At 34.4% G+C, this 24,174-nt stretch carries 21 protein-coding genes and 4 tRNA genes; 23 read left to right on the forward strand and 2 right to left on the reverse strand.

What is annotated here, in order from left to right:
- Nucleotides 1-48: 48 nt before the first annotated feature.
- From AABL52_RS00105 to rlmH, 16 genes are all read left to right on the forward strand, one after another.
- Entirely contained in the window at nt 49-2,022 is a 1,974-nt protein-coding gene (locus AABL52_RS00105; RefSeq protein ID WP_001113902.1) for a DHH family phosphoesterase, read from the forward strand.
- Nucleotides 2,019-2,465, forward strand: a complete 447-nt coding sequence (gene rplI, locus AABL52_RS00110; RefSeq protein ID WP_000864239.1) for a 50S ribosomal protein L9 — start codon at nt 2,019-2,021, stop codon at nt 2,463-2,465. Before AABL52_RS00105 ends, rplI begins: the two co-directional genes overlap by 4 nt.
- Nucleotides 2,466-2,492: 27 nt before the next feature.
- A complete protein-coding gene (gene dnaB, locus AABL52_RS00115) occupies nt 2,493-3,842 on the forward strand; it encodes a replicative DNA helicase (RefSeq protein ID WP_001286239.1) in 1,350 nt (449 codons plus the stop codon).
- A gap of 215 nt (nt 3,843-4,057) precedes the next feature.
- Nucleotides 4,058-5,347, forward strand: a complete 1,290-nt coding sequence (locus AABL52_RS00120) for an adenylosuccinate synthase (protein WP_000100234.1) — start codon at nt 4,058-4,060, stop codon at nt 5,345-5,347.
- 141 nt (nt 5,348-5,488) lie between these two features.
- A tRNA-Lys gene (locus tag AABL52_RS00125) sits at nt 5,489-5,564 on the forward strand.
- A gap of 13 nt (nt 5,565-5,577) precedes the next feature.
- A tRNA-Glu gene (locus AABL52_RS00130) sits at nt 5,578-5,649 on the forward strand.
- 21 nt (nt 5,650-5,670) lie between these two features.
- A tRNA-Asp gene (locus AABL52_RS00135) sits at nt 5,671-5,746 on the forward strand.
- 41 nt (nt 5,747-5,787) lie between these two features.
- A tRNA-Phe gene (locus tag AABL52_RS00140) sits at nt 5,788-5,860 on the forward strand.
- A gap of 431 nt (nt 5,861-6,291) precedes the next feature.
- A complete protein-coding gene (walR, locus tag AABL52_RS00145; protein ID WP_000971865.1) occupies nt 6,292-6,999 on the forward strand; it encodes a cell wall metabolism DNA-binding response regulator WalR in 708 nt (235 codons plus the stop codon).
- Nucleotides 7,000-7,002: 3 nt separating this feature from the next.
- The gene (gene walK / locus AABL52_RS00150) at nt 7,003-8,844 is read left to right on the forward strand and encodes a cell wall metabolism sensor histidine kinase WalK (RefSeq protein ID WP_000755360.1); all 1,842 of its coding nucleotides are present in this window, start codon (nt 7,003-7,005) and stop codon (nt 8,842-8,844) included.
- Nucleotides 8,841-10,157 carry a YycH family regulatory protein gene (locus AABL52_RS00155; protein ID WP_000061594.1) on the forward strand — a complete coding sequence of 439 codons (1,317 nt, stop codon included), beginning with the start codon at nt 8,841-8,843 and terminating at the stop codon, nt 10,155-10,157. The genes walK and AABL52_RS00155 overlap by 4 nt, the downstream gene beginning before the upstream one ends.
- Nucleotides 10,138-10,980, forward strand: coding sequence for a two-component system regulatory protein YycI (locus AABL52_RS00160; protein WP_097845639.1), 843 nt, complete (start codon nt 10,138-10,140; stop codon nt 10,978-10,980). Before AABL52_RS00155 ends, AABL52_RS00160 begins: the two co-directional genes overlap by 20 nt.
- Nucleotides 10,964-11,758, forward strand: coding sequence for an MBL fold metallo-hydrolase (locus AABL52_RS00165; protein WP_000522836.1), 795 nt, complete (start codon nt 10,964-10,966; stop codon nt 11,756-11,758). Before AABL52_RS00160 ends, AABL52_RS00165 begins: the two co-directional genes overlap by 17 nt.
- Nucleotides 11,759-11,821: 63 nt before the next feature.
- Entirely contained in the window at nt 11,822-12,997 is a 1,176-nt protein-coding gene (locus AABL52_RS00170; RefSeq protein WP_097845638.1) for a S1C family serine protease, read from the forward strand.
- A 53-nt stretch (nt 12,998-13,050) separates the two neighbouring features.
- Entirely contained in the window at nt 13,051-13,236 is a 186-nt protein-coding gene (locus tag AABL52_RS00175) for a CxxH/CxxC protein (RefSeq protein ID WP_001052827.1), read from the forward strand.
- A gap of 59 nt (nt 13,237-13,295) precedes the next feature.
- Complete coding sequence (gene rlmH / locus AABL52_RS00180; protein WP_001027003.1) at nt 13,296-13,775, forward strand: 23S rRNA (pseudouridine(1915)-N(3))-methyltransferase RlmH; 480 nt, start codon at nt 13,296-13,298, stop codon at nt 13,773-13,775.
- Here rlmH and AABL52_RS00185 read toward each other — a convergent pair.
- Nucleotides 13,747-15,303 (reverse strand): recombinase family protein, encoded by a 1,557-nt coding sequence (locus tag AABL52_RS00185; protein ID WP_341518715.1) that lies wholly within the window; start codon nt 15,301-15,303, stop codon nt 13,747-13,749. The genes rlmH and AABL52_RS00185 overlap by 29 nt on opposite strands.
- A 391-nt stretch (nt 15,304-15,694) precedes the next feature.
- Between AABL52_RS00185 and AABL52_RS00190 the strand changes: the two genes are divergently transcribed.
- The gene (locus tag AABL52_RS00190; protein ID WP_341518716.1) at nt 15,695-16,036 is read left to right on the forward strand and encodes a hypothetical protein; all 342 of its coding nucleotides are present in this window, start codon (nt 15,695-15,697) and stop codon (nt 16,034-16,036) included.
- 1,059 nt (nt 16,037-17,095) lie between these two features.
- On the opposite strand, the gene AABL52_RS00195 is transcribed toward AABL52_RS00190, so the two are convergent.
- The gene (locus tag AABL52_RS00195; protein WP_341518717.1) at nt 17,096-17,671 is read right to left on the reverse strand and encodes a recombinase family protein; all 576 of its coding nucleotides are present in this window, start codon (nt 17,669-17,671) and stop codon (nt 17,096-17,098) included.
- Between the two features lie 173 nt (nt 17,672-17,844).
- Between AABL52_RS00195 and AABL52_RS00200 the strand changes: the two genes are divergently transcribed.
- From AABL52_RS00200 to AABL52_RS00225, 6 genes are all read left to right on the forward strand, one after another.
- Nucleotides 17,845-18,438, forward strand: a complete 594-nt coding sequence (locus AABL52_RS00200) for a hypothetical protein (RefSeq protein WP_341518718.1) — start codon at nt 17,845-17,847, stop codon at nt 18,436-18,438.
- Between the two features lie 468 nt (nt 18,439-18,906).
- Entirely contained in the window at nt 18,907-19,575 is a 669-nt protein-coding gene (locus AABL52_RS00205) for a hypothetical protein (RefSeq protein WP_341518719.1), read from the forward strand.
- 54 nt (nt 19,576-19,629) lie between these two features.
- Entirely contained in the window at nt 19,630-20,490 is an 861-nt protein-coding gene (locus AABL52_RS00210; protein WP_341518720.1) for a phage/plasmid replication domain-containing protein, read from the forward strand.
- A gap of 509 nt (nt 20,491-20,999) precedes the next feature.
- The gene (locus AABL52_RS00215) at nt 21,000-21,728 is read left to right on the forward strand and encodes a DUF5986 family protein (protein WP_341518721.1); all 729 of its coding nucleotides are present in this window, start codon (nt 21,000-21,002) and stop codon (nt 21,726-21,728) included.
- A 38-nt stretch (nt 21,729-21,766) separates the two neighbouring features.
- A complete protein-coding gene (locus tag AABL52_RS00220; protein ID WP_341518722.1) occupies nt 21,767-22,930 on the forward strand; it encodes a helix-turn-helix domain-containing protein in 1,164 nt (387 codons plus the stop codon).
- Nucleotides 22,931-23,270: 340 nt separating this feature from the next.
- Nucleotides 23,271-24,149, forward strand: a complete 879-nt coding sequence (locus AABL52_RS00225; RefSeq protein ID WP_000713629.1) for a radical SAM/SPASM domain-containing protein — start codon at nt 23,271-23,273, stop codon at nt 24,147-24,149.
- The last annotated feature ends 25 nt before the right edge of the window (nt 24,150-24,174 follow it).

Here is a 24,174-nt window from a genome sequence, read left to right on the forward strand (position 1 = left end):
TTAACTAACTGGAAGATGAGTTAGTTTTACTTTATAGGAGTTGTATACATGCCTGAATTTTATAAGAAACAGTGGTTTTTATATCCTGTTTATGTATTGGCATTTTTTGTGTTTGTGCTCATTTCGATCCTTTGTTACTTTCATTTAATGATGGGGATAGTCTCCTTTTTCATTTTTTGTATCGTCCTTTTTGTTGTTGTACGATTTGAACTTACCTTTCAAAAGAACTTTGAAAAACATACGACAGAGATGATTACAAGGGTAAAGAAAGTGAGTAATGAGGCATTTAACCAAATGCCGATTGGTATTTTGTTATACAATAAGGATTATGGGATTGATTGGGCGAATCCTTATTTATCTTCATGCCTAGGACAGCATGCATTAGCTGGATGGCACCTTTATGATGTATCGGAAACGTTACTTCTTTTTATTAAAGGAGAAACTTCCGATGATATAGTCTCATTAAATAATCGAAAGTTTCGTGTCTTTGTAAGGAAAGAAGAAAAGTTAATTTATTTCTTTGATGTAACGGAACAAACAGAGATTGAAAAGATGTACGAGGATCAACGCACTGTTTTAGCTGTCATTTATTTAGATAATTATGATGAAGTTACACAAGGGTTAGATGATCAATTACGTACGAATATAACAAGTCTTGTAACGTCACGGCTAAATGAATGGGCTGTTAAGTATGGGGCATATTTAAAACGTGCATCTTCAGAAAGATTCTTCGTTGTACTAAATGAGAGTATTTTAGCGCAGATGGAGAAAGGGAAATTTAGCATTTTAGATCAGGTGCGTGAAGAAACGTCCAAAAGGAATATACCTCTTACCTTAAGTGTAGGTGTTGGATCCGGTGATTTACCTTTATCAGAGCTTGGAGCAATGGCCCAGTCCGGTTTAGACCTTGCGCTCGGCCGTGGTGGAGATCAAGTGGCTATTAAACAAGCGACAGGTAAAGTTAAGTTTTATGGTGGTAAGACAAATCCGGTTGAAAAACGTACTCGTGTACGTGCCAGAGTTATTTCGCATGCGTTAAAGGATTTAGTATTAGAAAGTAGTAATGTCATTATAATGGGGCACAGGGCTCCTGATATGGACGCAATTGGTGCTGCGATTGGTATTTTAAAGGTAGCGCAATTAAATGAGCGCAAAGGATATATTGTATTAGATGAAAATGATTCTGATAAAGGAATTAAGCGTTTGATGGATAAAGTGAAACAAAACGAAGAGTTATGGTCTCACTTTATTACACCCGGACAAGCGATGGAATTTGCAAATGATGATTCTTTACTTGTTGTTGTTGATACGCATAAACCTTCAATGGTGATGGAAGAAAAGCTGTTACGCAAAATTGAAAATGTAGTTGTTATTGACCATCATCGCCGAGGCGAAGATTTTATTGAAGATCCATTGCTTGTGTACATGGAGCCATATGCTTCTTCCACGGCAGAACTTGTTACAGAATTACTTGAATACCAACCGAAAAATTTAAAAATGACAATGTTAGAAGCGACAGCATTGTTAGCGGGTATTATTGTTGATACGAAAAGCTTTACATTCCGGACAGGTGCTCGTACGTTTGATGCCGCTTCTTATTTACGCTCACATGGTGCAGATACTGTACTTGTACAAGAGCTTTTAAAAGAAGATATGGATCAGTACTTACGGGTTGCAAAAGCTATTAAAAATGCGTACATTTATACAAATGGAATTGCGATTGCAAAAGTGGATAGTGATGATTACTACGATCAAGTTCTTATTGCGCAATCGGCGGACACATTATTAACAATGACAGGGATTATTGCATCATTTGTTATTGCAAAACGTGGCGAGAATTTCATTGGAATTAGCGGCAGGTCTTTAGGTGAAGTGAATGTGCAGCTAATTATGGAGAATTTAGGCGGTGGCGGGCATTTAACGAATGCAGCCACACAAATGAAAAATGTTACAGTAGATGAAGCTGAGGAGAAGCTTCGATTTGTTATTGATGACTATTTACAGGGAGGCACACAATCATGAAAGTAATTTTTCTAAAAGACGTAAAAGGTAAAGGGAAAAAAGGAGAAGTAAAAAACGTACCAGATGGCTATGCAAATAACTTCTTACTAAAACAAGGATTAGCTGCTGAGGCGACAAATAGCAGTATGAAAACTTTAGAAGCTCAAAAACGCAAAGAAGAAAAAGATGCAGAGGCAGAGCTTGAAAGTGCAAAACAATTAAAAGAAACGTTAGAGAAACTAACTGTGGAAGTAAAGGCTAAATCTGGAGAAGGTGGCCGTCTATTTGGTTCAATCACAAGTAAACAAATCGTAGATGCAATGCAAAAATCACACAAGATTAAACTTGATAAGCGTAAATTTGAAATGGATGATGCAATTCGTGCATTAGGCTATACAAACGTTACTGTGAAATTGCATCCGCAAGTAACAGCAACAGTAAAAGTTCATGTTAGTGAACAATAAAAATAAGTTAAGCAAGGAGGATTGCGTATGAGTGATGTAATGGCTGATCGTACCCCTCCGCATAATATAGAGGCTGAGCAGGCAGTTTTAGGGGCCATATTAATTGATCAAGATGCATTAACGGCAGCATCGGAATTATTGGTACCTGACTCGTTTTATCGAACGAAACATCAAAAGATTTTTGAAGTCATGCTTGGGTTATCTGATAAAGGAGAACCGATTGACTTAGTAATAATGACATCAGCAATGGCTGATCAAGGATTATTAGAAGAAGTTGGTGGGGTTTCTTACTTAGCAGAACTAGCAGAAGTCGTTCCAACTGCTGCTAACGTAGAATATTATGCACGAATCATCGCTGAAAAGGCGCTCTTACGTCGTTTGATTCGAACGGCGACTCATATCGTGTCTGATGGGTATGAGAGAGAAGATGATGTGGATGGCCTTTTAAATGAGGCTGAGAAAAAAATATTAGAAGTATCTCACCAAACGAATGCAAAAGCATTCCAAAACATTAAAGATGTTCTTGTAGATGCTTACGATAAAATTGAACTTTTGCATAATCAAAAAGGTGAAGTTACTGGGATACCAACTGGATTTACTGAATTAGATAAGATGACCGCAGGTTTCCAGCGAAATGATTTAATCATCGTAGCGGCACGTCCATCAGTAGGGAAAACCGCATTTTCATTAAATATCGCACAAAACGTAGCGACGAAAACGGATGAAAATGTAGCGATTTTTAGTCTTGAGATGGGCTCTGATCAGCTTGTTATGCGTATGCTTTGTGCAGAAGGAAATATTGATGCACAAAGACTTCGTACCGGCTCATTAACTTCTGATGATTGGGCGAAATTAACGATGGCGATGGGGAGCCTTTCTAATGCTGGTATCTATATTGATGATACACCAGGGATTAAAGTAAATGAGATTCGAGCGAAATGTCGTAGATTAAAACAAGAACAAGGTCTTGGGATGGTTTTGATTGACTATTTACAGCTTATTCAAGGAAGCGGGAAATCAGGAGAAAACCGTCAGCAGGAAGTATCTGAGATCTCTCGTACATTAAAAGGGATTGCGCGTGAATTGCAAGTGCCTGTTATTGCCTTGTCACAGCTATCTCGTGGTGTAGAATCTCGTCAAGATAAACGTCCGATGATGTCTGATATTCGTGAATCGGGAAGTATCGAGCAGGATGCTGATATTGTAGCCTTCTTATATCGTGAAGATTACTATGACCGAGAAACGGAAAATAAAAATACGATTGAAATTATTATTGCAAAGCAGCGTAACGGTCCCGTAGGTTCAGTAGAGCTTGCGTTTGTTAAGGAATTTAATAAATTCGTCAACCTAGAACGACGCTTTGAAGATGGGGCATAAAGGCAGTATAAAAAAGAAACACATTTCTTATAATAAGATGTGTTTCTTTTTTTATATAGAAAAGATAAGGCTTTCATAATGTGAAAATATAATTCTTACGAACGAAAATGAATTTTAATAAAAAAATGTTCGCTTTTTGGTTGACTTCTTTTTCGGTTTTGGTACAATTATATTGTTTGAATAGATCGTTTGAAAATCGCGGAGGTGCTTTAATAATGTCTTCAGTAGTAGTTGTAGGAACACAATGGGGCGACGAAGGAAAAGGTAAAATCACTGATTTTCTTTCTGAGCATGCGGAAGTAGTTGCAAGATATCAAGGTGGAAATAACGCGGGACATACAATTGTTTTCGGCGGAGTTAAATATAAATTACACTTAATTCCATCTGGTATTTTCTATAAAGAGAAAATTTGTGTAATCGGAAATGGCTTAGTAGTAGATCCGAAAGCATTACTTGAAGAGTTAAAATACTTACATGATCGTGGTGTAAGTACTGATAATTTACGTGTAAGTAACCGTGCGCACGTTATTTTACCTTATCACTTAAAACAAGATGAGTTAGAAGAAGCGAGTAAAGGTGATAACAAAATCGGTACAACGAAAAAAGGTATCGGTCCTGCATATATGGATAAAGCTGCTCGTATCGGTATTCGTATGGCTGATCTTTTAGACCGTGAAGCATTTAAAGAGAAGCTTGAGCGCAATTTAGTAGAGAAAAATCGTTTGTTTGAAAAAATGTACGATACAGAAGGTTTCAGCGTAGAAGAAATCTTTGAAGAGTACTTCGAATATGGACAACAAATCGCACAATATGTATGCGACACATCTGTTGTATTAAATGATGCACTAGATAACAATCACCGTGTATTATTTGAAGGTGCACAAGGTGTTATGCTTGATATCGATCACGGTACGTACCCGTTCGTTACATCTTCTAACCCGATTGCTGGTGGTGTAACAGTTGGAACTGGAGTTGGTCCTGCAAAAGTTACTCGCGTTGTAGGTGTATGTAAAGCATATACAAGCCGCGTAGGTGATGGTCCATTCCCTACTGAGCTTAATGATGAAATCGGTCATCAAATTCGTGAAGTTGGTCGTGAGTATGGAACGACAACTGGTCGTCCACGCCGCGTAGGTTGGTTCGATAGCGTTGTTGTAAGACATGCACGTCGTGTTAGTGGTTTAACAGATTTATCATTAAATTCTATCGATGTTCTAACAGGTATTCCGACTCTTAAAATTTGTGTTGCTTACAAATACAATGGCGAAGTTATCGATGAAGTTCCAGCAAACTTAAACATTTTAGCGAAATGTGAGCCTGTATATGAAGAGCTTTCAGGTTGGACAGAAGATATTACTGGTGTAAAATCATTAGACGAGCTTCCTGAAAATGCACGAAAATACGTAGAACGTGTTTCTGAGTTAACAGGAATTCAATTATCTATGTTCTCAGTTGGACCAGATCGTAACCAAACAAATATCGTTCGTAACGTATACGAAGCTTAATTGATATTTTTGAGAAAAAACTCATGTCCGCATGAGTTTTTTCTTATCTTTTATAAAAAAATGAAAAAAGGTATTGCAAAACATAAAGAAAACATGTTATGATACATCTTGTCGTCACGAAAATATGACGTTGGTGAGTATGAGCCATTAGCTCAGTTGGTAGAGCATCTGACTTTTAATCAGAGGGTCGAAGGTTCGAATCCTTCATGGCTCACCATTTTATTTTTCGTGGCCCGTTGGTCAAGTGGTTAAGACACCGCCCTTTCACGGCGGTAACACGGGTTCGAATCCCGTACGGGTCATGTTTTTTTATGTTCATTTTTGGTCCCGTGGTGTAGTGGTTAACATGCCTGCCTGTCACGCAGGAGATCGCCGGTTCGACCCCGGTCGGGACCGCCACTTTTGTTTATACCACCATTAGTGGTTTTATATATAGTTTTGGCTCGGTAGCTCAGTCGGTAGAGCAGAGGACTGAAAATCCTCGTGTCGGCGGTTCGATTCCGTCCCGAGCCACTCTCAGGATATTAAGTGGGCCCACTTAATATCCTTTTTATTTGTGTAATTTTACAAAATTGAGTAGTTATTTTAAAATAGAATGAGGAGCCTCTAGCAGTTGAAGCTAGAGGTTTTTCTATAGATCGTATAGGATTCCGTGTAAAAGTGGATCATACATGAGTCTGTGAGAATAGAGGAGAAAGTACTTAAGCAAAAGATGCGGTCATATAGGGACATACTATGTAGACATCAATGTGTTTAGGGATATTGACCATATTTTTACCCCGCTATTTACCGGGCGGTAAGCTCCCACTTTAAAATTCAACGAAAGAAAAGAAGATGTGGGATCAACTGCCCGTAAAAGCCCGATTGGTGAGGGCTAATAATCAGTGGATAATGAAGAAAACACCCACTGATTAAAGTTTCACTTTATAAGGAGGAAATAGACGATGATGGGAAAGAAAATTTTAGTAGTTGATGACGAGAAGCCGATTGCGGATATTTTGAAGTTCAACCTAGAAAAAGAAGGTTTTGAAATTGTAATGGCGCATGATGGTGATGAAGCAATTGAAAAAGCGAATGAAGAGCAGCCGGATATGGTTTTATTAGATATTATGCTACCAGGTAAGGATGGCTTAGAGGTTTGTCGTGAAATACGTAAAAGCTCAGAAATGCCGATTATTATGCTTACAGCAAAGGACTCTGAAATTGATAAAGTATTAGGGCTTGAGCTTGGGGCAGATGATTATGTAACGAAGCCATTTAGTACGAGGGAATTACTTGCTCGTGTGAAGGCGAATTTACGCCGCCATCAACAAGGTGGTGCTGCAGAAAAAGAAGAAAACACGGAAATGGTTATTGGACCAATTGTTATCAATCCAAATGCGTATAGTGTAACGAAACGTGAGGAAAATATTGAACTTACACATCGTGAATTTGAGCTACTACATTATTTAGCAAAACATTTAGGGCAAGTTATGACTCGCGAACATTTATTGCAAACAGTTTGGGGTTATGACTATTTTGGAGATGTACGTACAGTAGATGTAACAGTACGTCGTTTACGTGAAAAAATTGAAGATAATCCGAGTCATCCTACTTTAATTGTAACTAGACGTGGAGTAGGGTATTACTTGCGTGACCCAGAGCAGGAATAGTATATGAAGAAAGTCGGTTTTTTTCAATCTATTCATTTAAAATTTGTACTCATATATATGCTATTAATATTAATAGCTATGCAAGTTATTGGAGTATATTTCGTAAGGGAGTTAGAAAAGAGTCTTGTACAAGGATTTAGAGATTCTTTAACGCAGCAAACGAACTTATTAGCATATAACTTGAAACAAGAGTTTAAAAAAAGTCATACAAAAGCAGAAACAGAATCAACAGATGAAACGATTAAAACTTCAATTCGAAAATTTGCCTCTGACCGAAAGAAAGATATCCAAGAGGTAAGTGTATTTGATTCGAATAGAAAGTTACTTGCTATTTCAGATGAGTCAAAGCAAAACAAGGTAAATAGAACATCAACTGATATTGCTGTTCAACGGGTATTGGTACAAAAAAAGCCAGAAGTGAAAATTGAGAAGGATGGTCGTACAGGCCATCGTGTACAAGTTATGCTTACTCCTATTATAGATGATAACGGCAAGGATCCACTTGGTGTTATTTACATTGTTGCATCTATGGAAGATGTTTATAAACAGATGAAGGATATTAATCAAATTTTTGCGACTGGAACCGTTATTGCATTACTCGTAACAGCTGTACTTGGAATTTTGTTAGCTCAAACGATTACGAGACCAATCTCAGATATGCGAAGACAAGCGATTGAAATGGCAAAAGGAAACTATTCAAGAAAAGTAAAAGTGCATAGCCATGATGAAATTGGACAATTAGCATTATCTTTCAATAATTTATCAAAAAAATTACAACAAGCTCGTTCTTCAACGGAAAGTGAAAGACGTAAATTATCATCCGTTTTATCGCATATGACAGATGGAGTAATTGCTACTGACCGAAAAGGGGACATTATTTTATTAAATGATCCTGCGGAAAAGATGCTAAATGTTTCGCGTGAAACGGCGCTCGATCAATCTGTTTTAGAAGTATTAGGGATACAAGAAGAATTTACGCTCGATCATTTATACGAAGAGCCTGATTCCGTTTTATTAGATTTTAGTACGAGAAATGAGCCGTATATTCTACGTGCTAGTTTCTCTGTTATTCAAAAAGAGACAGGGAAAGCAAATGGTTTAATAGCTGTATTATATGACGTAACTGAGCAGGAGCGTATAGAAAGGGAACGCCGTGAGTTTGTGGCAAACGTTTCCCATGAATTAAGAACACCATTAACAACGATGCGCAGTTACTTAGAAGCACTTACGGATGGCGCGTGGCAAGATCCAAATATTGCACCACAATTTTTAACAGTTACACAAGAAGAAACAGAAAGAATGATTAGACTTGTAAATGCATTATTGCAACTTTCTAAACTCGATAGTACAGAACACCGTTTAATGAAAGAATGGGTCGACTTTACTGACTTCTTTAATAACATTATTGATCGTTTTGAAATGTCTAAAGAGCAAAACGTAAGTTTTAAACGATCCTTCTCTAAGAAATCCCGATTTATTGATATGGATACGGATAAAATTACGCAAGTTTTGTATAACATTATTTCGAATGCATTAAAGTATTCACCAGAAGGTGGAACAGTAACATATCGCTTACGTGATCGTGGGGAATTATTAGAGATTAGTGTAAGTGACCAAGGAATGGGGATTCCAAAAGAAAATGTCGATAAAATCTTTGAACGTTTCTATCGCGTAGATAAAGCACGTTCAAGACAAATGGGTGGTACAGGACTTGGATTAGCAATTGCGAAAGAAATGATTGAGGCACATGGTGGCTCGATTTGGGCGAAGAGTGAGGAAGGAAAAGGGACAACTATTTACTTCACATTGCCGATGGCAGCGGATGAAGAGGACGATTGGGAATGAGTATGGAAAATGTTAAAACGATAGTTTTAATTAATTTAGTTGTAATTAGCTTATTTCTTACTTTTAACTTATGGACGTATGTGCCAGATTCCACGTCTATGCAAAACGCAAAATTTGTGCAGGGAAATGAAGGAACTACTCAAACTAAAATCGCTGATGTTGTCCGTCCTACTTCTATCATCGTGCATAAAGATAAAAATCATTACGGGAGCAAAAGAGAGGGAGATATAGAATCAATCTATAAACCTTTGGAAGCAGGGGAATTATATGATTTCAAAGAGATATCGATTGCTAAAGGTGATTTCCTTTCTTATGTGCATGGTGAAGGGAAAATTGAACTTATTTTTCCTACCAACATCCCATTTGATGCAGTTAAATCTATGTTTAATATGAAAGAAAAAAGTATAGGTAAACCTAAACATTTTAATCGAATTATTCTTGATCCTTCTAGAAGTAGAGATCAAGAAATTAAAATTAATTTTGTTTCTGATGGTGATAACTCTAGAATATATGAAGCAAAATTAAGTGGTGTATATTTAAAAGATATTGTAAATGCACAAAATCAATTTATAGTATCGGCAAAACCTTATTTTGACTATCAAATTAATGATATGAAAAAGCTATTTTTACCAGATGGAACGACAGAATTAAGTAATATAACATATATTTCATCTAATTTAGCGGTTGATACATTTAAGAATGCTCTTTTTAGTGACCCACGTTATTTAAGCCCTATTACTGAGAAATCAAAAGAAACATTTACAGATGGTATTAGGTCCATGGAGATTGAAAACGATCAGCATATGTTAAAGTATAAAAATTCTTCGGTTTCAAGTGAGAAAACGACAGATAATTTAATGCTTTTACAAAAAAGTTTTGATTTTGTAAATGGTCACAGTGGGAGTTTGGATTCATATCGTTTGGACTATATGAATAAAGGACAGACGGTATTCCGTTTACACGAAGATGGATATTCCGTATTCAATACAGATGGATTAGCTGAATTGAGACAAGTATGGGGATCAGAAGACGTAATGGAATATGAAAGACCGCTGTTGTCTTTAAATACGAAAGGCATAGAACAGAAGGTTACTCTTCCATCAGGTCACGTTGTAATAGCATCCTTAGAAAATAACGCCGCGGTAGATAAAAGATTCATTAAAGACGTTGGTATTGGATACAAATTATCACTAGATGGGCAAGTGGCTCGACTACAGCCAATTTGGTATGTAAAGTTTGTTGAAGATGAAGCTGGCAAACAAAAAATATATGAGTGGAGTGAGGGAGGACTAAATGGATTGGGATCGGATTAAAACCATATTTATTGTGACCTTTTTTGTTTTGGACCTCTTTCTCATTTTTCAATTCATTCAAAAGCAAGATAGTAATCAATTGGAGCTTATTGCAGAAACAAAGATAGATCAAGAATTAAAAGCAAACAAAATTACTATGGGTAATTTCCCTAAAGAACCGAAAAAAGAGTCATTTATTAGGGCGGAAAACAAGGCATTTAAAGAAGAAGATGTACAATCTTTAAAAAATCAAACAGCGCATATACAAAATATGTACAAGATAGAAAGTAAGCTAAAAGAGCCCTTTTTGAATACAAAATCATTATCGAAAGATAAGTATAGTGATTTTTTGAAGAACTATGTATTGGATGGACAAAAGTATGAGTATGGGGCGATGAAAGACTCTAAAATTTACTTCTTCCAAAAGTATAAAGATAAGCCTATTTTCTATAACGATCAGGCAATGATTGTTGTGGAATTAAATGAAAAAAATGAACTTGTGTCGTACACACAGACGATGCTAACTGATTTAAAAGAAATGGGCGAAAGTGAAAAAACGAAACAGCAAGAAATTATTACTGCTCAAACGGCTTTAGAGAATCTGTATTTAAAAAATAAAGTTCATGGGAATACACATGTAAAAGAAGCACAAATTGGTTATGCCACCCTTACCGCATCTACTTCTAATAACCAGGTGCTTGCTCCAACATGGAATTTAAAAACGGAGCAGAAGCAGGACTTCTTTGTAAATGCAATTGAAGGACAAGTTATGGAATTAGGGGAAAGGGAAAATCAAGTGGTTGATGAACATACTGGAGTGAGAAAGAATGGGTTTGCACTTTAGCGTACTTGCAAGTGGAAGTACAGGGAATATGCTATATGTAGGAACAGATGAAAAAAAATTACTCGTCGATGCAGGTTTAAGTGGTAAAGCAACAGAGGCTTTATTTAAACAGGCAGAACTAAATATAAATGATGTATCAGGTATTCTTGTAACACATGAACATAGTGACCATATTAAAGGGTTAGGTGTATTGGCACGTAAATATGATTTACCTGTTTATGCAAATGAGAAAACATGGAATGCAATGGAACATTTAATAGGAAATATCCCAACTGAGCAAAAGTTTATTTTCTCAGTTGGGGATGTGAAAACATTCGGTGATATTGAGGTCGAGTCATTTGGGGTTTCTCATGATGCGGCAGAGCCGATGTTCTATGCTTTTCATAACAATAATAGAAAGTTAGCCCTTATTACAGATACGGGATACGTGAGTGACCGTATGAAAGGTGTTATTAAGGGGGCTAACGCTTTCGTGTTTGAAAGTAATCATGACGTGGAAATGCTTCGTATGGGACGTTACCCATGGAGTATTAAGCGACGTATTTTAAGTGATGTGGGGCACGTTTGTAATGAGGATGCTGCATTAGCGATGGCGGATGTAATTACAGATGAGACAAAACATATTTATTTAGCCCATTTAAGTTTAGATAATAACATGAAAGAACTAGCACGTATGTCAGTATCACAAGTATTAGAGGAAAAAGGATTTGGAGTGGGAGAAGCCTTCGAAATTCATGATACAGATCCGAAAATGCCTACAAAAATTCAATACGTATAATTCTTCATTTTAGTAAACAATAAAGGTGAATATAGTTGTTTTCAGGAAGATGGGTGAACAAATATGTCCTTTATTGATGAAGAAAATTATCGTATGAAACGTGCAAGAAAAAAGAAGCATAAAGGTATTGTTATTTCTAGTATAGCAGGAACAATTGTAGGAGCTTCGTTATTTGCATTTGGAGCTCCTTTATTTGCAAATGATGCGGGCGCGCTTCCGCAAGCTGAAGCAAGTGGAAGTAATATGGCTGAAGCTCAAGGAATTAAACAGATTAGCTTTGTTGATGCTGTTGATCGTGCGTCTGAAGCTGTTGTTGGCGTTATTAATATTCAACGAGATAATTTTTCAGAGGCAGATTCAGAAGCTGGTACAGGATCGGGTGTAATTTATAAAAAAGCAGATGGCCAAGCTTATATTGTAACGAATAATCATGTTGTTGCTGGAGCAAATCGTATTGAAGTAAGTTTAAGTGATGGTAAGAAGGTTCCGGGAAAAGTATTAGGAACGGATGTAGTCACAGATTTGGCTGTACTAGAAATAGATGCAAAGCATGTGAAAAAAATAATTGAGATTGGCGATTCTAATACTGTTCGTAGAGGAGAACCGGTCATTGCGATTGGAAACCCACTCGGGCTGCAATTTTCTGGAACCGTCACACAAGGCATTATTTCGGCTAAGGAACGTATTGTTCCTGTAGATTTGGATCAAGATGGACATTACGATTGGCAAGTAGAAGTATTGCAAACAGACGCAGCGATTAATCCAGGTAATAGTGGTGGTGCGCTTGTAAATGCGGCAGGTCAATTAATTGGCATTAACTCAATGAAAATTGCAGCAAAAGAAGTAGAAGGAATTGGACTAGCTATTCCAGTTACTAGAGCTGTTCCAATTATGAATGAATTAGAGAAGTACGGAAAAGTAAGGAGACCGTATGTTGGAATTGAACTTAGATCGTTAAATGAGATTCCAAATTACCATTGGTCAAAAACATTGCATTTACCAGGTAATGTAACAGAGGGAGTTTGCATTTTAGATGTGAAAAGTCCTTCGCCAGGTGTAGATGCTGGTTTACGAGAACACGATGTGATTGTAGCAGTAGATGGAAAACCAGTTCGCGATATTATCGGATTCCGTACGGCCTTATATGATAAAAAAATTAATGATAAAATGACTCTTACGTTTTATCGTGGTACAAAACGAGCAACAACAACGGTTAAACTAGGCGTTCAAAAGTATTAAAAACAGGAGGGCCTACCTCCTGTTTTCTATTGTAGAAAAGTGAGGTGAAGAATATGAATTTACCTTGTTGTTTAGAACATGTTGAATTAGCTTTAGATATTATTGTGGATGAGTGTGAAGTCGCACCAGTTATCAACAATGTGGATAACTCAGAAAAAGAGAAAAAAACATGTGAATTTTGTCAAAATGAGGCGACATATGTTGTATCGAACACAGATTCCCACACAATATGTGGGTAATAATTGTGGATATGTGGATAAGTTATGTGGATAACATGTTTGTAAGGTGGGGAATGAGTGTGAATATCTCGATTATTTCAATTGGGAAATTAAAAGAAAAATATTTAAAACAAGGTATAGCAGAATACTTAAAACGATTATCTGCATACGCAAAAGTAGAAGTAATTGAATTGCCAGATGAAAAGGCACCAGAAAATTTAAGTGAAGCAGAAATGTTAATTGTAAAAGAAAAAGAAGGTATACGTATACTGGATAAAATTTCTGACGATACGCATGTCATTGCGTTAGCGATAGAAGGAAAGCAAAAATCCTCAGAAGAATTTGCAGTAAGCTTAGATCGTCTTGCTACATATGGAAAGAGTAAAGTTGCCTTTGTAATTGGTGGATCACTTGGACTGAGTTCAGAAGTAATGAAGCGTTCAAACGAATCTCTTTCTTTTTCAAAGATGACATTACCACACCAATTAATGCGATTAGTATTGCTTGAGCAAGTGTATAGAGCATTTCGTATTAATCGTGGGGAACCGTATCATAAGTAAGCACATAGTTATTTGAAGAAGAAGTATCAAAGAATAAGATGATGTCTTTGATACTTCTTTTTTTTATATCATCAGAATGATTCACAAAGATACGATCAATCAGTGTGTGTAGAAAATGTTTCTGTTTTTCTGCAGGTAATGTAGGTAAAAATTTTGAAAAAGCGGAAAGAGTATCAAAGACTTTATCAAAAGAAACTTCTTTGATAGTTGGTTCTTGTAATTTTTGTTCTATGTATTGTTTTCTACTTTTTAACTGAGTTAATTCTTGGTTTAATGATTCAAGTTTATTTGCTAATAAATCTCCTGGGATTTTAGTAGTCTCAAATAGATTAAAGTACCTGTTGATATTTTTTTCTGTAGAAGAAATCTGTTCATTGATAGTTTTTAATTCGTTTTTTAAAGGTTGAAGATGCTTACTTATTTTTTTATTAACATTATCGATAATATCCTGAAGAATTAATGGATCAGAAACAATTTCTTCTAACCTTTCAAATACATATTGTTCTGCATAATCCGCTCGAATTAAATTAGATTTACATATCGCCGATCCCTTGTAATGAAAATTTCCGCATTGATAATATCTAATATATTCATCAGTGTTAGCTGACTTTCTTATTTTATGACCAATCATTCCTTGTCCGCACATTGGGCATCTTAAAAGTGTTGTCAAAGGGAAGTTTCCTGTAAATGTTTTTGTTGGCTTATTTGATTTTCGTTTCAAAAGTGTTTGAGTTTTTTGCCAGGTGTTTTCATCAATAATGGCTGTGTGTTCTCCTTTGACAATTATAGGATCTTGATTGTTGCCTTTTCTTCTTTTTTCACTCCATTCTGTAACCTTATTAAATGATATATAACCTGCGTACGCTGAATTATGAAGGATTGTCCGCACTGAATTAGTAGAAAAGGCCACATTTCTTTTTGTTTTATGCCCTTCATGATTTAGTTGATTAGCAATTGCTTTGTATCCTTTTCCATCCAAATATAGATGAAAGATTTTCTTTACTAATTCGGCTTCACTTTCAACGATAACCAGTTGTTTATTTTTAGAGGTATATCCAAGCATACTACCTCCATTCCATTTGCCTTCTCTAGCCCTCTGCTTCATTCCCATCTTCACATTATCTACAATTGTATTTCGTTCTAATTCAGCAAAAGTCCCCATCATTTGCATCATTGCTTTTCCAGTGGCAGTTGAGGCATCGATTGATTCGCTTACACTAGAGAATAAAATATTATTATGATCAAAATAATCCATGAGTTGTAGGAAATCCAATTGTTTACGTGATAATCGAGATATTTTCCAAACGATTATCATGTTAAATTTATGGTTTTTACAATCATTTAGTAATTTTTGTAAAGCAGGACGATCAGTCGATTTACCGCTATAACCGTCATCTTTGTAAGTGTTATAAATATCATATGCATGACTTTTACAGTAGTCTGTTAAAGTTTTTACTTGTCCTTCAATTGAATATCCTTCTTCTGCTTGTTCTTCTGTGGATACTCTTATATATATAGCTACTTTCATGTGTTTCCCCCATTTTTGAATTAATTGATAAATTCTCCATATTCAATTGTAAGCATGTTCAATCGAAGGATGTCAAATTGATAATGACAAAAATGGCGGATTTTAAAAAATATTTTTAGATGATACTAACGAGTTTGATTGTTGTATTAAAAAGTTGATATGATGATCAACAATAAAAGGAACTAAGAGAGGTAAAATGAATATGGAAGAGAAGAATGATCTTGATGTTTATGAAGTTTTAATTGAGAGCATATCGTGCGTATTGTATGAAGTATTCCTAGAGAATAAAGAGTAAGAAAAAGGAAAATGTGGTATTATATTTTTCTTCTTTACTTGTTCTTTTGTGTTAATATGTTTTTCCTATTAACACAATGATTTGAGGTGGTATAAAATGCAAACAACTTTAGATATTTTTAAGACTGATTTGAAGAAGGAGTGGAAAAGCTCGATAAGGGATATTTCGAAATGGCCTATTTATGAAGAAGCAATAGCTAATGCTGATATAGAAAAAATAATTACGTATATAGAAAACTTCTTTAAATATGAGGATTATTTAGTTATAAAATTTATAATCAATTCAAAAATGGTTTATTTTGTCCATAAGGATGGATTGCTTCTAATGACACCTGAGTTTTATCTAAAAGATGAAACTTGGGAGCAGATTAAAGAACTAAGAGCAGATGTTGCAAGAAGAGAAGAGAAACAATTACAAAAAAGAAAACAACAAGTATAGGTTTGGGCAAGGTTGAAAATTAAGCTTGATTTCGGGGATTGATGTGTTCGAAGGAGTAGAGGATATCGTCTATATCATAAGCTTGTAAACCATCCCCCTGTTACATGTTTAGTAAGTGTATCAATTATTTAAATTACAAATAGGTTGCATGTGCAGTAGTTATTATACTTGTTGTTTCTATTATAGTTAACAGATATCATAATTACCTAGCATGAGATCCCCCATATTGTATACATACGATATGGGAGATTATTTATTTTGGAGAAGCTTTATAAGGGTTCGGCAAAGATTTGCATGCTTCGTGTAAAGTAACTGAGATTTTAACGACAATTAGTGCGTCTGTTTTATGAGGATTTACGAAGTCATACAAGGTTCGTTGTTTTTTTGCTTCTTTGCTATAAATAAAAAAATACTGTCCGTTAGAATCGAACTTGAGTGGTCCTAGTGATATCTAAGAACGAGAGGTTAGGATAAAATCTCACTTTTATTTAATGGTATTTTGAGTGTTTCAAAAATGAGGGAAAGAGTTGATATCTCTTTGGTTGGACTGCCTATGTGAATGGATACAGTTTCACCTATATAAGTACATATATTGTTTGTATGAGGTTGTCATTAAATATATATATTTATGTCATTATTAGTACATAGGCATGTGTACTTGCGAGGCAGAGGGCTTGGAACTTTAGTTATAAGTCCTTGGATGCTATGTTTATGCGGTGTCCTGTCTTGCTATGTATACATATGATAGAGCATGTAACAGCATACATACTCTTAGTTGGTCTATGTCTTGTCTACGTGTCACACCTGCAAAGAAGGGATGCAAATGGCCAGGTATTACATTATCTATATGGTTGAATGGCAAGAATGTTTCTATTGTTTAGCCATCTATTAAGCATGAGGAGCCATTGTCTTTCACGCGGTAGTACCATGATAAAGGAGTTCTTCATCTTCATGAGCAGTGTAGACATATCGAATGAAGTTACGTAGTCACTTGGCTTATAGTTGAATGTACCTGTATTATGACTTTATTGCACGTTAATATCGTAGACCTCCTTTTGTTTAACATGTTTTATTAAATAGTACTTTTTTCTTCTCTCGTACAGCTCGTATTAATGTACTTTTACTAATGCCTGTTATCTCTTCTACTTGTTTGTATGAGTTTGTCTCTAATAGCTGCAGTGCATGTGCTATCTGCTTTTTATTGTATTTCTTTGGTCGTCCTTCCTTAAAGTCTTCACGTTGCTTGGCTATGGCTTTGCCTTCTTGTGTTCTCTCAACTATTAGGTTGCGCTCCATTTCCGCCACGGCTAACAGTGTTTGTAAGAAGAAGTTACCCATCGTTGTATCTTCCATGAGCCCTACATTCAGAACATGAACTCTTACTTTCTTTTCGAATAATTCTTCTATGATTGTAATGCCTTCTTTTGTGTTACGAGCCAATCTATCTAGTTTTGTTACAACAAGAGTATCTCTAGGCTCTAATTTTAATAGCAACTCTTGGAATTGCGGTCTGTCTACGCTTGTTCCTGTGAATTTTTCAGAATAGATTTCTTCGCAACCTTCTTTTTCTAATATTTGCACTTGAGATTCAAGATCTTGCTGCAATGTACTTACTCTTGCATATCCATATTTCATATGTAAAATCCCCCTTTTTCTCCGTATGTTTATGACACTAAGTTACGACACTTTGTGACGCCTTGATATTATCACTTTTGGAAATCAGTGTCAAAACTTTTAAGTTATGATCCCCTTGTCTATTTCATTTGTTTTATAGTAGGTAAATATTTAGGGTGAATGGGGATAATTGAATGGAGATTGAAATAAAAAGGAATGGATTAATTAGGATTAAAGCTAAAATAAGTATAGGAAATAATTGTATAAATAAAATTAGTAATAAAAATAAAAATGTTATATCTTTATATAAGGAAATAAATTTTTTGGAGGTTGTTATGGATAATTGGAAACAATTATATGAAACGGTTATTAAAAAAAGGAATGATTTTACCATCTATTTTGGCCTTATATTAATTTTATTGTCCTTTTTATACGCTCGCGGATTAATTAATTTATCAGTTGCATCTTTTTTTGGGTTCTCCTTAAGTGGTATTGCTATGGTGTATTTAGACATGGTTGAACTTGCTAAAAAGGTTGCAAGCTCTATATGGTTAAGAAGGATATTTGAATTGCTTGAGGTCTTTTTGTATCTAGTTTTTATGAGTGGAATTTTAATAATTCCTAATCTTAAATTGTTACAATCGGGGAGGTTAGAGGCATATTTAACTGAGAACTCCAATGCTTTTACAATTCTGGCCTTAGCCTTTACTATATTGCTTATGGGACTTAAAAGTCAGTATGAAGGTAATAACCTATATAAAAAATTGTTAAGTAAAAATAGTGAGTAAATATATATGATTCTTGTTTCGCTTTCTATTTGTGTTATCGAAAATAAGTAATAAATAGAAGCAGAAGGTTTTTATAACCCTGATGATTTAATTGATCCTGTTAAATACTTAATGATTACCTACCATATTTACTTTCCTAGAATATGTGATAAAAACATGTTTTTTTAGCAAATTGGGAAAGTAAAGCTATCGAGTATAAAATAAATGATACATCCTCCTGGTTAATATCAAGAAAACTATATGTATGAATCTGTATTAAATTGATATTTATAATGATTGTAAATTTTTATTATAGTTCTTATAAAATGTTTCTTAGATGAAACCACACAATTTGAGTGTCCACATGATTTGGATGTAGAATTAACAACATAATACAGATGAGAGAGAGCGTTGATATGATAGTGTTCACACTGTATATATTAGCGTTTTTTAATTTGTAAAAATTAAATGAGATAAGGGGACTGTAGTATGGGAAATAGTTGTGAATACAAAAGTTTGAATATTAAGAAAAATAAGAGTGGAGAACTATTATTTTGGTGTACAAAATGCAGAGGATGGAAGGTGAAAGAAGAATTCTACAAGATAAATTATATGTGTAAAGTGTGTAGGAATAGAAAGATAGCTGAAAAACGAAAAGCTGAAAAGGAGAAAAATCTAGCAGAATTCTTGTTAAGGGAATCATGTAAGTTAGCGATTCAACGAAGTCGAAGTAAGAAGAAAAAAGGTTATGAGAATGTAAAATGTGAATGGGCTAGTTGGTGTGATATGTATGAGGATTTAAAGAATAAGAAATTATTCAAGGATGATTGGAAACATCAAACTGAAATTTACAAGGAGCGGGGAGAGAATCAAGTAGACAGACCAACAATTGATCGAATTGATCCACAAGGTAATTACTGTTTGGGGAATATTCAATGCTTAAGTTATCAAGAAAATGTATTGAAGGATAAAAATACTGTAACCAATGTTTTCTACTATGATGAAGAAGGAAGATTAACATATAAGCCATATAAAACAGTAAAACAGGCGGTCAGTGACTTAGGAGTTAATTATGAAAAGTTTAGAAGAAATAGGGATGCTAAAGTACCTGTATTTTTGGAAGGAAAGCCATTATTCATACAGAGTAGTAACTCCTAAAAAGAAGTTAAAAAATGGCCCAATACAATTAAAATAGAAAGGAATATATATAAATTGTTCGATACCATTATTCTTAAATCAACAAATATAGAGATAGATATAAATATTTTAAATCAGTACGAATATAAAGATTTTAGCTATTATGATAATAATAAGAATTTAATAACAAAAATAGAGTTTAAATTAGAGTACTTACGTATAAAGTATTATTTACAAACGAAAACACTTGCGGTAACTGCATCGGTAGCACGGGTTATAAATAAAATAAATAATCTTATCCAAGGTGTATTTGAATTAGAAACCTTTTGGAGAAATTTGGATGAATTATTATTAAATTATCTGCAAATAACTGTAGATAAAGAAGAATGGACTGTCTCTAGGCTTGATATAACGCGAGATATTGAAACAAAAAATATTGAACAAGCAATTGAGAGATTATCAAAACTCTCCTTTTCAAAATATACCAAGAATCTTTACAACGATAATGAGGGGGTTACTTTTTCTAATAAAACAAGTGCAATTGTTATTTATAATAAACAAGAACAATACATGTCAATTAAAGAAAATGAGGCTAACATTCAAGCTGCCGCTAACATACTTAGAATTGAGATTCGTCCATCTCGCTACACAATGAAGCAGTACGATTCAACGAGAAAAGCAGTGAATCTGCTTACTAAGGAATATGCAGAATATATACTAGAGAAATATCATTTCAAGGAACTTATGACTCAAATGAAGAAATACAATAGGAAGAAGAATTTCACTCCTTTATCTGTATCTAACATTAAGAATATGGAAACTGCTGCAGGATTTAATTATCTAATAAATACATATGGTGAAAAGAAAGTGAAAGAATCAATGACACTTAGTACGTTTAAAAATAGAAAGCGTTTAATAAAGAGCCTAAATCAATGACCTTTTATATTAATACAAATCATTAACGGGAGAAATTAGGGTATAAAGAGGATGTATGAAGAACCATTGTTATTATCAATTTCTGTACTATTTTCATCATTTTTTGCTGTTCTGGTTTTGGGAAGAAAGAAAAAAAGAGTATAAGAAGATAACAGCGTATATAAAAAATATCAAAATAAAAAGAAAAATACATTTCCATCATTTGATGAATGAGGTTATATATTAAACGGATTCACGCATGAAATTATTAAATTTAAGCGTTCGAAGTATTACATAATCATAAATCTGTACTCGCTATAACCCTGTTTCTAGTAATAAATACTGGAAGCGGGGTTATTTTGGTGCACTTTTTGCAGATAAGAATTAAATGGATGGATAATATATAAACCTTTTAGATACGTGTGTTCGGTGTAGCGTTTTTTATTAAAAAACGTATTTGGTTGACTTTTTTCATGATATATGCGATATTATATACAAAAATACGGTTTTTTAAAGAGTGGAGGAGAAGCATGGCTTCTATTGATAGTGATACAGAATTACTAAAAAAAATGACACACGTTTTTTCAAAAAGTTGCGTAGAAGAGTTAAATGATATTAAAGCTGTTACTGGGGGATCAACTGATAATGGAAGGAATCAAAATATTTGGGATGTAAAATACTCTCGATTGCATCAACTAGCCCTGGAGACAGGGAATACGCCTGTACATATCAAAAGAAATGCTTTATGGGAGTGTGTTACTATTTTAGAAAACAAAACAGGGGAGTTATTTTTATTTTTTAGAGATAATAACTATAAAAAAATTTTAAGGGATTTAGGTAAAAAGCCCTACCATTACTTAGATTGCGTACTTGTCAAAAATAAATGTGTAGATAATGAAGCACCGTTTTTTCAACCTGATCTTTTTGATGACACTTCATATGATGATGAGAGAGAAGAGCAGTCTAAGGAGATACTAGGGGATAGATACGATCAGGTTAATAAGATTATTGTGTTTACACTAGAAGAAGAAAAAGGAATTGCAACGGCTGCTAAAGCAATCTTGTTAACAAGCAATGGGGAAGTAATTGATGAAGTGAATTTATCTAAATATATGCCGACTAATTATTCTAATAGTGCTGCAATTAATGATGACACACCAGAAAAAACCATTGTAAAATTAAAGGCTGTAGTTAAAAATAGTAATGAAAAAATTGATGAAATTAAGCTGTCTAAAAAAGCGAAAGAGGAATCTAAATGAAGCTGATTCTTCTTTAAGCAAACTTGGAGGAATTAGCAATGCTAGATGTTAAATTCAATGGTAATCGACTAAGGGAGGCAAGGCGTTTTAGGGCAAAGTCTATTACTGATTTAGCTGATGATATAGGTGTAACAAAGCAAATGGTATCAAAATATGAAAATGATAAGGCTGTTCCTAGTTTGGAGGTATTATTCCGCATAATCAGTAATCTTAAGTTTCCAAGAGAGTTTTTCTTCGGGGAAGATACATTTGCTATGGAAACAGAGGGGACTTTTTTTAGATCTCGTCTAACTTCTACTCAAAAGGAAAAAAAACCTAGTGAGTTTACTAAAAACATGACGGTTTTAATACGAGATTTCTTGGAAAACTATATTGATTTTCCGCATTTACCAATAAAGCCAGCAATTGATAAATTCGATTCAACTGAGGCCATTGCTGAACAGGCACGAAAAGAATTTGGATTATCTGATAAACCTATTACTAACATTTTAAGAATCTTAGAAGAACATGGTTTTGTTGTTTCATTAATTTCAAATAACATGGAGAAGGTTGATGCCTTTAGTAGCCAAACAAAAATTAATGGGAACATCTATTATACTGTGGTACTTGAAGGAGAAGAATATTCTTATTATAGACAACAATTCAGTGTAGCGCATGAGTTAGGACACTGGATTTTACATTCAGAGGTACTAGATCCTCAAAGTTTAGAAAAAGAGGAATATAGAGAAATGGAAGACGAAGCTGATGAATTTGCTGCTTGTTTCATGCTACCTAGAGAAGCCTTTTCAAAAGATGTAAGCTTAGATCCATTAAACCTAGATTATTATGTTAATCTAAAGAAAAAGTGGCAAATTTCAATTGGTGCTATGGTAATGAGAGCCTTTAATTTGGGGATAATTTCAAGCGAAGATTATCAAAAGTTACAAAGACAAATAAGTTATAGAAAATGGAGAACTAATGAACCTTTAGATAATATAAAATCTATATCGAAGCCAATAGCTCTAAAGCAAGCAATTGAATTACTAGTGGAAAATAGTGTTTTTAAAGGTCATGAAATACCAAAAGAAATTTTTAAGAAATATAATGTATTACTTCCAACAGAATTCATTGAAGAAATTACTAATGTTGAGAGGGGATATCTTGAGTATCAAGAACCACAAATTGTGACATTAGTAAGAGACACAAAAATACAGCAATCTTAAAGAAAGAGATAGAAAATCAATTGAAGCGAAAAGAGTGGTTATTTTTTTGAAAGAGGTGCAGGGGAATATAAAATGATGATTCCCTGCGCCTTTTTATTCGGATTTTTGTATAATATGGAGATTAGTTTAAATTTTTATAAATACTTTATGTTCAAAGTCGATTATGTGCTTATGTTCTATTCGGAGAACCGTATCATAAATAGTAATAGTACACTCAAACGGCTACAGATGTGGCCGTTTTCTATATTTCCTAAAATAAGTATGTTTCTATTTCTAAAAAAATATGATGTAATATGAAGAGGAAAAAAGTACAAGTAGTCATAGAAGTGAGGAATTAAAGGTGAAGAAGTTTAAAAAGTTTTACTTGGAGATTACGAGTGTATGTAATCTTGCGTGCAGCTTTTGTCCGCCGACGGAAAGGCAGAAGCAGTTCATTTCTGTGGAGGATTTTGCGAAAAGATTAGACCAAATTAAACCTCACACAGACTACATTTATTTGCACGTGAAGGGTGAGCCGTTGCTTCATCCAAAAATAGATCAACTGTTAGATTTAAGCCATGAAAAAGGGTTTAAAGTTAATATTACAACGAATGGAACGTTAATTAATAAGAGAAGGCATAGATTGTTAAATAAGCCTGCGTTAAGACAAATGAATTTTTCACTACACAGTTTTGATGGACATCCAGGTTCGCAAGATAAAGAGGGTTATGTAAGAAGTATACTTTCCTTTATTAGAGAGGCGACAAGTCAATCGGATTTAATTGTTTCACTAAGGTTATGGAATTTAACTCAGGATAATAAAACGAATGCTGAAATCCAGAAAAATAGAGATTTATTATCCATCATTGAAAATGAGTTTGGTCTATCTTATCAAATCGAAGAGAAGCTTACACCAGGAAAAGGTATAAAAATTGCGGAACGTGTCTTTATTAATCAAGACTATGAATTCCAGTGGCCGGCATTACATGAAGAAGAGGATGATGGAAAAGGATTCTGTCATGGTCTTCGAAATCAAGCAGGTATTTTAGCGAACGGAACGGTTATTCCTTGTTGTTTAGATGGTGAGGGGATTATTAACCTTGGGAATATTAATAATGACTCATTTTCTAATATTATAGAAGGTGAAAGAGCAACAAACATTGTCGATGGATTTTCGAAAAGAGTTGCAGTCGAAGAGCTATGCAGAAAATGTGGATACCGTAAAAGATTTGGAAAATAAATATGAAACAAGCCCTCATAAAGCG

It is taken from the genome of Bacillus paramobilis (assembly GCF_038096195.1).
In the GTDB taxonomy this organism is placed as follows: Bacteria; Bacillota; Bacilli; order Bacillales; family Bacillaceae_G; genus Bacillus_A; species Bacillus_A mobilis.